The following is an 11,286-nucleotide window of genomic DNA, read 5'->3' as shown; positions in this document are numbered from 1 at the left end:
TTGCTGGTCGGTGACGGGTTTGCCCGGCACGGTCGGATCTCCGTTTGGACGCAGAGATCCCGATCCTACCGGCCCGCAGCGGCCAGCACCCACCCTTCTCCCCCGAAACGAGGGCCAGCCGCTGGGTTCAGCCTCCGGGACGGGCTACGCCCGTCCTCCGGCTCAACCCAGCGGCCAACTTGCCTGACGGTGTCGGACAACTTGGTTGTCGCTCGTCACGTTCGCCCTGCAGGACGGACTGAGCGGTCTCGCGCACCAGCGGCAAGGACCTCGAGTCCATCCGGCGGGACATGATGCCGGGGGCGAACTGGCCGCGCTGGCCGACGACGCCGCAGACCGACCTCGGATACTGGCCGGACTCGACGCGGTTCATGACCACGCTGCCCACGGCGACCATCCCGTCGCGGCTGGAGCGGTTGGATTCGAAATACATCGCCCGCTCCATGCACTCCTGCGGGCTGCGCCCGCAGGCACCGAGCAGCGCTGTCAGGGCGAGGCACAGGGCGATGGGCGATGTTGCTCGGGGAAATCTCATCGTTGGTTCATCCGCGAAGCTTGAAGCGGGTCTGTGTCGCCAGCGCCGCCTTTTCGGTTCAGGGAGCGGCCGAGGTCCTTGGTTACTCTCATGCGCGCTGGCTCTGATGCAGACGATCCGGTCACACCAGAACCTCCGTTTCCAAGGGCCCATGTTGCCGGATCGTTGCCGCAAGTTTCCGTGCAACAGGCACCAGGTCAGGGCCGATGTGCTGGCTTGGGGGCCGGCTGGGTGGAGCGGAAGATGCCGCCGCTCCACCTGAAACATTTCAACAGCTTATCGGCAGAGGGCGCCATACCCTCGAAAAAAAGGGCGCCGAAATGACGGGAAAAGGGCGTTTATTCCTACCCCGTTCAACAACCGCTGTTGGAGGTAGGGAATAACGCCCTCCGGCAAACACTAACTACTTGCTTTTATTGAGGTGCGCCTGCCATTCGGCCGTTAATTCCCCCTCTTTGTCACGCGTTTGTCGCCCTCGTGCCCGAGCGAGAAAGGATGCGCCTGAAAGCAAAACGGCCGCCCCAAGGGGCGGCCGCGTCGAAGGTCAAGTCTGCAGGTTCAGAGGTCCGCTCGTCGATAGACAAGCTTGTTCAGGGATGACTTCGGCAGGATCGCGTGGATCCCCAGTCTCAACAATTCGGCTTGGAGGACCTTGGTAGAGATGCCGCGCTCCGCCGCAAGTGCCCTGAGTTCGACATGGGCGTCCGCAAAGGCCTCCACATCGCAGGGGTCGAAACAGAGTCGGACTTGGCCCGCGGCGTTGCGGCTCTTGGTGAAAGGAAGCAGAGCCCTGCCCTTGCTGTCGGTCCCGGACGTCAAGTTCTGGACCGCCCAGGGTTCGAGCTGTAGCCTCTCCGCCGCTTCGACCACGGATAGCCGGCCTTCACCGTCCCCTTCACGGAGGCGCTCCCGCACCTCTTCGGTATCCACGAGAACGGACTTGAGCTTCAGGTCAGCCGACAGGAGCGCGACGCGTTCCAACCGCCCGCCGAGCACGAGCTTGATGATGTCGATCGCCGGCCAGCGGAGGATCCTGGACGCCTCGACCACATCGGCCATGCCGGCGGTCAAAGCCGATGCTCCGGTACCGGCCGACCGGAAGCGGGCAAGGAACTCGTCGAGATCCTCGACGGCCACCATGTTCAGGCCGAATTGCCCGTTATTCCGGTCTTCGCCGATCCGGGTCACCACCCCGTGCCTAACAAGAGCCTCGGCCTGCAGACGACAGCAGTTCAGGTACGCGGGCATCGCGGTCACGGAGAGCGACCGGCGCATGCGTTCGGCGAGGCGCTCGCCGTCCGAGGCGTCGACCGTCAGCAACCGGTCGAGTACATCCGCGTTTCCCTCCGGCATCAGGCCCGTCAGGACGACGGCCCGGTTCAGCGTTCGGTAGTGCAGGCCGAACTGCCGCGCCAGGCTGGCGACGGAGTGGCGGCGGCGCGATGGCACCGCGTCGCCGAACAGCATGGTGCCCGGCTCGATCGCCATCGTTTCGAGAAGATATTCGCGGACCACCTCGCGGATCGGGCCGCGGTCCTTGGCGCTCTTGTTGTACTGAAGCCACTGGTAGAGACGGCCGAAGATCGCCTGGGGACCGCCGCGCTTGCGGGTGACGCAGGGCGGCGAGCGGATCTCGTCGAGAGCCTCGCGGATCCCTTCGGTCCCGCGCGACGTGAAGCGGTAGCCGACTGCTCCCGCCTCGTCCCAATCGGTCTCGGTCTGCGCCGGAAGTTCGACGTGGGGATGGCGAAGAACGCACATCCCCAGGATCTCGGTGGCCCGGACAGCCAGATCGATCTGCTGCCCGTCGAGCCACGCCGGACCCTCCTGCCCTTCGAGGCGCCCCTCGACGTAGGTCTGCAGGGGTGACACCCGCCGGATGGAGGTGCGCCCCAGAAGAACCTGAAGTTCCTCATCCGCAGGCGCCACGATCTCCATGTCCTGGAACCGGTCCGACCAGGTCCGGTTGGGCTTCCGGACGAGCGGAAGATCGTGGATCGGGCAGGTGCGAACCGGCGCAAACAACCAGTTCACGCGGCCGACGCGCTGCCCGCCGGAGAGACCCTCACGCTCGCGATCCGCGAGCAGGCATGCGGGACAGTAGGTTGTGCGGTCCCTTCCCCCAAACTCGGCGTGGAAGCGCTGCCCCTGGTGGTCGTAGAGCCGATCGTCGATCCGGACGTAGGTGCCGCGCAGGAAATCCGCGGGAGCGACACCGGTCACTTCTTTTAGCCGGGCGATCCCCGCGGGTGTGGCATCGATGATGTCCCTCCCGCTCAGGGTCATGAAGCGCAGGAAGTCGGCAGGCTCCATGCCGACCTCCTCGCGACCTATGCGGGCCACCCAGGACATGATGCTCTCGCCGGCGAGCAGCGGAGTGTCCTTCCCGAGGTTCAAGGTCACGACCTCTCGCGCTGCTTCTTCTGGCGCGCGCTGCGGTCCGCCTCGAATTCCTCGGCGGCCTGATCGAGCCGGATGGCGCTCCAGCTGTCCGCCACGAAGACGTTTTCCTCCCAGCGGCAGCCCTCCTGCATCCCCCATGCTTCGGCGAAATGCTCGCGCGTGAGGGCGCCGGAGCTTTCCGCGAGCGCCCGTTCGATGGCGTTGATCGTCGTCTCGACGGCCCGCCCGAACCGTCCGCGGCTACCATGGATGAGGCGTCCGGCGATCTCGCCGCCGGGCTGAAACTGCAGGCCGGCCTTGGCCGCGTACTTGCCCACGATGCCGAGCATGTTGCCGCCGTCGAGCGGGTCGAGGTCGCGGGGCAGGATCTTGGTGAACCGGCGGTTGACCTGCGGATCGTAGGCGGTGATCTCGGATAGCCGTTCCGTGCCGCTGAGGACGACGACCACCGCCGACTCCCCCTGCATCAGCGCCTTCAGCATCTTCAGCATGTCGTCGATCTCGCGCGACGAGCGCGAGAGGAAGAGGTCGTGGGCCTCGTCGATCCAGAGCAGCACGAAGCCCTTCTTGCCGAGGCGGTGGCGCACGGCATCCCAGATCTGCCAGACCTTGGCACGCTCCTGGATACCGCTGATACCTGCCGCACGCAGGATTTCGAGTCCGAGGCTCTTGAGGGTGGCCGGGCTCGGGACCTGAATGCTGAGGTAGCGCGGCGCGCCGTCGGCGGGGTTGAGAGCGGGCGTCGATGCGAGGACGTGCCGGATTGCAGTGGTCTTGCCGCCTCCCGCACCCTCGATCAGGGCGATCCCCCGCGTCTCCATGTTGGCCGTGAAGCGGATGGGCTCGGCGGTCTGATGGCCATTTTCGTCGACCTTGAACAGCCGGTCGAGGTGAAGGCGCACTTCTTTGTCGCGCCAGTTGGATATGTGGATGTTCCGCAGCTGGGTCAGCCGAGCGGCGGCTTGGGGGAAGATGAGGGTCAAGGTTGGTCTCGTTCTTCACGATGTCGCTGCCCGTGATCGAGCACTCGCAGCGAGGTTGATCGAGCGGCGCCGGATTTCCCATCGCGGGCCCTTCAGCCGGCGCCATAGGTGAGATTGGTCGCCTTTCAAAATCCGGAAACGAAAATTTCACATCCGGTGAGGGTTCGGGCGACCATGCCTGGTGACAGGATGTGATCGGGCCTTCCGCACCTGCGCCCGATGGCCACGATCAACGCGGACACGCTCGACTGGTATGGCTTCGACGCCAATTCAGGTTCGCTGCACGGAGTGCTGAACGTCTTCATTTCAAGGGCTGCACGTGGGACAGCGGACAGTCGTTCATGAAGGCGAGCCCCGTCCGCCCGGCGACGACCTCGGGTGCTTTGCCGAGATCGACCTGCCGGTCGGTCTGTCGGCTGCCGCTGCGGCAATTGTTCCGTTTAACGCTCCTCGGATGCAGCTGCCAGCTTCCCTCTGCAGATGGAATGTGTGCGCCCGCGGCCGCACCCCGGCGGGGCGCCGCTCCGGGATCGGCTGTGACTGGAGCCAGGGGGCGGCAGCCTGAAGCTTGGGGACCCTGCACAAGCGAGAGGCAGAGCAAGAGGTACAGCATCGCCTCATCCCCTGCCCCCGATGAGGTTCGGATTGCACCAGCCGCGGCGCGCGTGACGTCGAGGTGGGGGTCCGGGAGCCTGCTCCACAACAAGGTGAGCGCAGCGGAACGACAGGGATGGTGCAGGACGCGGAAGCTGCTGCGTCGACGTGGCCGCGCGGCTTCACGGCTCGCCTCCGCACCCCGTCACGAGCGACATCACTAGCGGAGGCGCGTGCCCAGGTTTGCCCCCAAGCATGCAGAAGCCCCGGCAGGTCTGGCCTGCCGGGGCTCCGCATCGTGTGTGTGGTGGCTCCGATCCTACTCGGGGAACTCCCAGTCATCGTCCGAGCGGCGTCCATGCTGTGCGGTACGAGATGCTGCCGCGATGCCGTCCTCGCCGGCATTCGCATCCAGGTCTTCCTCGATGATGACGCGGCCCCCTCCGTCCGGCGCAGGCACGACCTGCGGCTTCGCATCGGTGATCCGGAACGACGTGAAGAGGGACTCCTCGAGGTGCTTGAGGTGCTTGTCGCTGTAGGGCTTGTCGATGAGCTTGAACTGCAGCGCGCGGTGCTGGTTCAGCGCCTCGATGTCCCGGACGGCTTCACGAACCACATCCGCCGTCCAGGCTTCCCGCGTCGCCGACCGGCTGCGCAAGGCACGGCGGGCGGCGATCCAGACCTGAAGGTGCAGGCCGTCGAGGAAGTCGTGAACGGCGGGCACCTCGTACCACTGCCCATCGAGTTCCACCTCGATCGCGCCAAGGTTTTCCGGATCCCAACGAACCTGCAAGAAGCGCGGTCCGCGCAGAACGATGAACCGTGCCAACTCCTCGCTCTGGTAGCGGGCGCCGAAGATGGTGATCCCGGCCTTCGTGCCCTTCACCGTGCGCGCCTTTCCGAAGGCCAGCCGCTTCGCCCGCCGGTCGGGCGCCGCTCTGAGGGGATAATTGCCGTCCCTATGATCGGCCTCCCACTGCTCTCGCGGCGTCCGGCCACCAAGGCCGCCGTGCGGGGTGTTGTGGTAGATGTCAACGATCCAGCGCACGAGCACGGTGCAGATGTCCTCGGGATCAAGGCACGCGCGCTTCTCGGCCGGATGATCCCCCTTCTCGACCACGTCGGAGAAGGTCCGCCCGTTCAGACGCGGAAGCAGCCCCATGCCGCAGGTACGGAACAGGCGCTCGATGGTGCCGCGCATGGTCGGCATGCCGGCGATGGTCCGCTCGATCGTGATCCCGAGGTCGTTGCAGGCGTCGGTGAACACCGTAGACTTGAACGACGGTCCGTTGTCGGTAACCAGAACCTCCGGCGCGCCCGCTTCCGTCCAGCGGCAGGCCGCGCCGACGGCATCCGAAATGGCGCCCTTGTCGCTGACGACCATGCGGAGGCAGCTCATCGAGGAACTCTCCTTCGGATCTTTGGTGAGCATCGCGCCGAGGAGCACCCTGGTGCGGCAGTCGATCGCCGCGACCATCCACCAACGTGACTTCTTGTCGTTGAGACCGAGAACCTCGAGTTCCTCGGCGCTGAAAAGCTTCAGCAATCCGGCTTGCGACATCAGCGTGATGAGGTCGATCCGCCATTCATCCATCTCCACCCGCTCGAGCGGGCGTGTCACCTCGAGACCTGTCGTTACCGGCCGGTGCTTCGCCATGGCCTTCTCGATGCCCTCCCGCGCGAGGGTGACCGAAAAGGCCTCGAGGCTGGCAAGGTACTGGCGGACCGCGCGGCGTCCGGGCACCTTAAGCAGCGGTCGGCCGTCGGCAGCGCGCAGCTTGTTCTCGTCGTGGAAGGCATCCCGGACGGCGTCCTCGGTCTGCTTCTTGGTCTTCCGGTTCAGGTTTAGGTAGGTTCGTTCGACGGTCTCCGCGAGAAGCGCGTTTACCTCCACTTCATATCCGTTGCCGCGCGCCCCGCGCTCGTGGTGACGATCCACCAGGCCGATCTTGCCGAACTTGTCCACATTCCTGACCCACTCCAGCAAGGTTCGTGGATGCGGCGGCGATACGGACAGCACGGCCTTGCCCCCGTGAGCAGCAGCGCTCTTGTTGTCCCCCGCTTCCTGCGCCTCCTTCTTCCGCTCCTCCTCGAAACGGTCGATCGCCTTCACGGGCACCGTCGTCTGGAGATACGGAAGCGCCGCCTCCACGATCTCCTTGCGGGATGCCTTGATGGATTCCTTTGTCTTCTTCACCCTCCCTGCACGGTAGAGGTCGTTGAAACCCTGGACGAGGGCGAAGTGCCGGTCGACGCGGTCCTTCTGTTTCGGCGTCAGCTGCGCAAGCCATTGTTCGGCAGGACCTGCCGCCCGACGCAGGGCGATCATCGGGTTGAAGTAGTCGACTTCATGCTTGATCCGCCCGTCGGCGTTCAGCGTGTTCAGGTGCTTGAAGGCGAAGGTCTGGACCAGGCCGTTGCCGTCCACCGGCACCAGAACGAAGGCCTCGGACAGCTGCTGGAGCAGACGGAACCGCATGCCGTCGATCGTCACCCGATCAAGCGGGCCGATGTGGAAGCGGGGAAAGCGGGAGTCGAAGTCGAGGCTCACTGGAGCAGTTCCTTGTGCACGAGGGAGGTGGGTGAAATCCGCTCGCGGCGTGCAAGGCGCAGTTCGCCCGAGCGGAGGAGACGAAGAAGAGCGCGGTGACCGCGGGCTTCGAGGCCGATAAGCCGCGCCAGTTCGAAGAGCGGAAGCGCGCCGATCAGCCCTGAGATGCAAGCCCGAGCCGCGGCATCAGCCTCGGGGTCGGCATCGCGAAGCGCGGCGAGAACCTTTGCGTTGTGCAGATCGACGGGATCGAGATCGGCCTCCGTTAGCAGGCGCACCTCGGATGCGAAGCCCTTCACGCGAACGTGCCGGGCGACGACCGCCATGTGCGAAAGAAAATCATGCGAGCGGAGCTCCACCTCGGGCTTCACTGTGTAAGCGATCCGGGCACCAGAGGTCATCGTCGCGATCATGTCGAAGAAGTGTTTGTCCTCCTCCCCTGCGCCGAACCGGAAGAGAACCTGCTCCTGCAGGTGGAGGACGCCAGGGGCGACGCTGAGACGGAGAAGATGGCAGAATTCGATGTGGGACTCCGCCTCGAAGCGGACGCCCGGCCCCTGCCCCAGCACCGCATAAACCGTGCAATGCCCGGTCGACGCATTTGCAACCTTGCGATCGCCCTGTCGCGTCGCCGGCAGGAGCCGGCCGTCCGAGGCCGGCCGAGCCGGGCCAACTTCCCGACTCTTCGGTGCGTTTGGAGGCTGAAGCCCCTGATTCATGACGTGTGAACCGGGAGGCTCCGCGTCGATGGAAGCGTTGTACATGCGCTTGAATCCTCTGCTTGGTGTCAGGTGCGCGGGAAGTGGACGCACTCGGGCAAAGACGGACGAAGATTTGCGGGTGGTTTTCTTGACAGACGGATTCAGGATTTTCGTGGGGTGCCACGTCTCCGACGAAGGTCGGGCTCATCCCCTCCAAGGCCTCGGAGGGCAGGCACGGCACAGCCCTCCGGGCGCCGCAGAGCGGCAGGGCTCGACGGCCTTGCCGCTCTGCGGGAGTTCATGACAGAAGATCCGTCAGCCGAGCGCCATGCCAACGGGCCGCGGACACCAGATCGGGTCCTGCGAATTTCCCGGCATGCCGCTGCAGCCTCTCGAAGGGCACGCACTCAAGCGCCTCGAGCACGACCTGCAGCCGCGCCTCGATCGGCTCGGCATAGTCAGCGGGCGCCTCGGCCGCCAGCACGCCGGCCGTCTCCAGCGCGTGAGAGACGAAGACGTCGTCGATCGCGGCGACGACGTCGGCCAGCGAGGCTCCGTGGCGGTCGAGATGCGCCCGGATGCGGGTCGCGCGCTCATGCCGTTCGGGGGCCGGGAAGTCGGGTTGCAACACTGTCATCGAGGATTGCTCCTGCGCCAGCGCGCGGCGACGGCCGTGACGGACAAACTGGCGCGTTCAAGCAGCCGCTCCGCCTGGGGCGGCTGGTCTCCGGTGAAGCGCTCAGGCCGCGACGGGCTGTGCCGGCGCGATCTCCGAAAGGAGGCTGGAGAGGTTGTCGGCGAGGAGGCAGATCTCCAGCACCCGCGGATCGGCAGGATGCAGGGGGAGCATCGACGGGAACGGATCCCGGTCGGCGTCCTCGAGGCTCAGAAGGCGATGCAGGGCCTCGAGCCTTGTGCGCATGAGCCGCGAGAACCGCTCAGCGTGTCGCACGTCATGGATGAGGCGGAACACACCATCGGCCGCCGCAGCGCCACGGAGAAGGCGCGCGGCATTGGCCGCCGCTGTTCCATGTTCATCCAGCCAGGCCTGGACGGCGAAGAGGTTGGCATGGGATTGGTGATCGAAAGGCATTGGATGGAGCCCGTTGAAAGCGGCGATCTGTCGTGATCGTCAAGAGGGTCGGACACGGGGTCTCCCACCCCTGCTACCCTGTCGCGGAGCCGCCTCCTGCCCCGCCAAGCCTGTCGCCTGAACCCCTCCTGCTGACCTTTCCTGCAGGTGATATTGGCCGTTCCTCGGAATTCGGAAGAACAAAATCGAGGGGGCGGCCGATTTGAGCTGCCGTAGGATCCCGCCGCCTGCTGCCATGACAGCGCGGTGGGCGGACGCGCCGCGCGCCTATTCTTTTGATGATGGCACTACGCGGCTTCAACGCGCTGTGGCCACGTGATCAGCCTCGCCCAGATGAAGCTCGGCGCCTGTACCATGGAGCCATGCCTCGATGCGCTCCCGAGCGGCCGCCACACCTGCCCCGGTGCGCAGGGCGCACTCCCAAACCGTGGCCACCCGCCATCCCGCCTCGAGGAGAGCCGCACGGACTACCTCATCCCGAGCAACGTTTGCCTTGAACTTTGCCATCCAGAACTCCGGGCGCGTCGAGGGAAGGGTCGAATACCGGCACCCCTCGTGGCGATGCCAGAAGCAGCCATGCACCAGGATGACGGCCCGGTACTTCGGCATCACGATATCCGGCTTTCCAGGCACCCCCTTTGCATGAAGTCGAAACCGGTACCCCGCCGCGTGCAGTGAGCGGCGCAGGACGAGTTCAGGTTTCGTGTTCTTTCCGCGGATCCCGGACATCATGCGGGATCGGGTCCGGCTGTCGACGATGTCTGTCATCTGCCTCCTGGTCTCGGCCTATGGAACCAGTATACAACCATCAACCGAATCCGAGAGGACCATGAATTGCCAGCCACTTTCGGCGTCGTCGATCTGTTTGCAGGCCCGGGCGGCCTCGGCGAGGGGTTTGCCTCGCTCAACGTAGATGCGCACTCACCGTTCCACATCGGCATCTCGGTCGAGAAGGAGGCGTCGGCTCATCGGACACTTACTCTTCGCGCCTTCCTTCGCGCGTTCGGTTTGCAGCATGGTGCCCTGCCGGAAGCTTTCGTGAAGTTCCATGCCGGACGGACGGACGAACCGGACTGGGCAGAGGTCGACGCCGGCTCATGGGCCGCAGCCACCAGCGAGGCGCGCTGCCTCGAACTGGGCGCTGATCCGGGCGCCGTGGCCATCGACGAGACCATCGGCAAGCTGAGAAAGACCTTTGACGACACGATCCTGATCGGCGGTCCGCCCTGTCAGGCCTACTCGCTGGTCGGTCGGGCGCGGTCGCGGGGAAAGGCCGACTACGTCCCCGAGGAGGACCACCGCCACTACCTGTTCCGGGAGTACATCCGGGTGCTGGATCGCCTGCGGCCGGCCGCCTTTGTCATGGAGAACGTCAAGGGCATGCTGTCCTCGACCGTCGAAAGCCGGTTGGTCTTCGAAATGCTGATGGAAGACCTGGCCTCCCTGGGCGCGGGTCACGGCCATCAATACGAACTGCGAGCTATCCGCGTCTCCGATGGAAAGGCAACCTTGCAGGAGGCGACGAGGCCATCCGACTTCATCGTGCGCTCCGAAGAGTTCGGTGTCGCGCAGCGCCGCCATCGCGTCATCATCGTCGGCCTCCGGTCGGATCTGGCAGCCCGGGCGGCAGGAGCAAGCATTCCGGTTCTGGGCACGCTCCGAACGGTCGCCGAGACCATAGGCAACTTGCCGCCGCTGCGCAGCGGCATCAGTCGAGCGACCGACAGTGCGATAGCGTGGCAATGGGAAGTGGTCGGCTTCGCGGAACGTCTCGCGAATATCCTGAAGGGCGAGAATGACGGTGCCCTGCACTCCGACTTCCGCGAGGTCGCGGAACTCCTGAAGCACGGCGCCGAGACCCGACGCTCTTCAGCCGTGCTTCCTGCAGGCTACGGAACGTCGAATGACGACCTGGTGCGCTGGCTGGAGCGTCCGGACCTGCGGGCGCTGGCCCAACACACCACCAGGGGCCACATGGCTCCGGACCTTGGCCGCTACCTGTTTGCTGCCGTCTTCGGCAAGGCACGTGGCTACAGCCCGAAGGCCGCGGATTTCCCCCTGGTTCTCAGCCCGGATCACAGGAACTGGCACAGCGGTGTGTTCAGCGACCGCTTCCGCGTCCAGCTTGCCCACGAGCCGTCAACGACGGTGACCAGTCACATCTCCAAGGACGGCCATTATTTCATCCATCCCGATCCCTTGCAGTGCCGCAGCCTGACGGTGCGGGAAGCCGCTCGCCTGCAGACCTTTCCCGACGACTATCTATTTCTCGGAAACCGGACCCAGCAATATGTTCAGGTCGGCAATGCGGTTCCCCCGTTTCTTGCGAGGCAGATCGCAGGCCTCGTGTACGCCGCCCTGACAAAAACTGACACCTGAGCTTCCTCGAGAGTCCGATTGGCCTTGATTGTGCCATCTTAATCGAG

General features: G+C 65.2%; 9 protein-coding genes. 2 read left to right on the top strand and 7 right to left on the bottom strand.

The window, feature by feature from the left end:
* Window positions 1-127 precede the first annotated feature (127 nt).
* The 6 genes from CK951_RS06355 to CK951_RS06330 all read right to left on the bottom strand — a co-directional run bounded on the left by CK951_RS06355 (window position 128) and on the right by CK951_RS06330 (window position 8,404).
* Window positions 128-535, bottom strand: a complete 408-nt coding sequence (locus CK951_RS06355) for a cell wall hydrolase (protein WP_232520700.1) — start codon at window positions 533-535, stop codon at window positions 128-130.
* Window positions 536-1,093: 558 nt separating this feature from the next.
* Window positions 1,094-2,938, bottom strand: coding sequence for a TniQ family protein (locus tag CK951_RS06350; protein ID WP_157764517.1), 1,845 nt, complete (start codon window positions 2,936-2,938; stop codon window positions 1,094-1,096).
* Entirely contained in the window at window positions 2,935-3,921 is a 987-nt protein-coding gene (locus CK951_RS06345) for a TniB family NTP-binding protein (RefSeq protein ID WP_096785355.1), read from the bottom strand. The genes CK951_RS06350 and CK951_RS06345 overlap by 4 nt, the downstream gene beginning before the upstream one ends.
* 913 nt (window positions 3,922-4,834) lie before the next feature.
* The gene (locus CK951_RS06340) at window positions 4,835-7,066 is read right to left on the bottom strand and encodes a Mu transposase C-terminal domain-containing protein (RefSeq protein ID WP_096785354.1); all 2,232 of its coding nucleotides are present in this window, start codon (window positions 7,064-7,066) and stop codon (window positions 4,835-4,837) included.
* On the bottom strand, window positions 7,063-7,830 hold the full coding sequence (locus tag CK951_RS06335) for a hypothetical protein (RefSeq protein ID WP_157764516.1): 768 nt from the start codon (window positions 7,828-7,830) through the stop codon (window positions 7,063-7,065). Before CK951_RS06335 ends, CK951_RS06340 begins: the two co-directional genes overlap by 4 nt.
* 235 nt (window positions 7,831-8,065) lie before the next feature.
* The gene (locus CK951_RS06330) at window positions 8,066-8,404 is read right to left on the bottom strand and encodes a hypothetical protein (protein ID WP_096785352.1); all 339 of its coding nucleotides are present in this window, start codon (window positions 8,402-8,404) and stop codon (window positions 8,066-8,068) included.
* A gap of 36 nt (window positions 8,405-8,440) precedes the next feature.
* Between CK951_RS06330 and CK951_RS20970 the strand changes: the two genes are divergently transcribed.
* Window positions 8,441-8,896: a hypothetical protein gene (locus CK951_RS20970; RefSeq protein WP_157764515.1), complete on the top strand. Its 456-nt coding sequence runs from the start codon at window positions 8,441-8,443 to the stop codon at window positions 8,894-8,896.
* Window positions 8,897-9,157: 261 nt separating this feature from the next.
* Here the strand turns inward: CK951_RS20970 and CK951_RS06320 are convergent, their stop codons facing one another.
* A complete protein-coding gene (locus tag CK951_RS06320; protein ID WP_096785350.1) occupies window positions 9,158-9,628 on the bottom strand; it encodes a very short patch repair endonuclease in 471 nt (156 codons plus the stop codon).
* Between the two features lie 66 nt (window positions 9,629-9,694).
* Between CK951_RS06320 and CK951_RS06315 the strand changes: the two genes are divergently transcribed.
* Complete coding sequence (locus tag CK951_RS06315) at window positions 9,695-11,239, top strand: DNA cytosine methyltransferase (RefSeq protein ID WP_096785349.1); 1,545 nt, start codon at window positions 9,695-9,697, stop codon at window positions 11,237-11,239.
* Window positions 11,240-11,286: the final 47 nt, after the last annotated feature.

Source organism: Rhodobacter sp. CZR27 (genome assembly GCF_002407205.1).
GTDB lineage: Bacteria > Pseudomonadota > Alphaproteobacteria > Rhodobacterales > Rhodobacteraceae > Cereibacter_A.
Note: the sequence above shows the minus strand (reverse complement) of the source record. Positions and strands in the feature narration are given on the sequence as shown.

Excerpts from the sequence above, each read along its gene's own strand:
- CK951_RS06320 (WP_096785350.1), bottom strand. The coding sequence starts at position 9,628 with ATGACAGACATCGTCGACAGCCGGACCCGATCCCGCATGATGTCCGGG.
- CK951_RS06335 (WP_157764516.1), bottom strand. The coding sequence starts at position 7,830 with ATGTACAACGCTTCCATCGACGCGGAGCCTCCCGGTTCACACGTCATG.
- CK951_RS06330 (WP_096785352.1), bottom strand. The coding sequence starts at position 8,404 with ATGACAGTGTTGCAACCCGACTTCCCGGCCCCCGAACGGCATGAGCGC.
- CK951_RS06355 (WP_232520700.1), bottom strand. The coding sequence starts at position 535 with ATGAGATTTCCCCGAGCAACATCGCCCATCGCCCTGTGCCTCGCCCTG.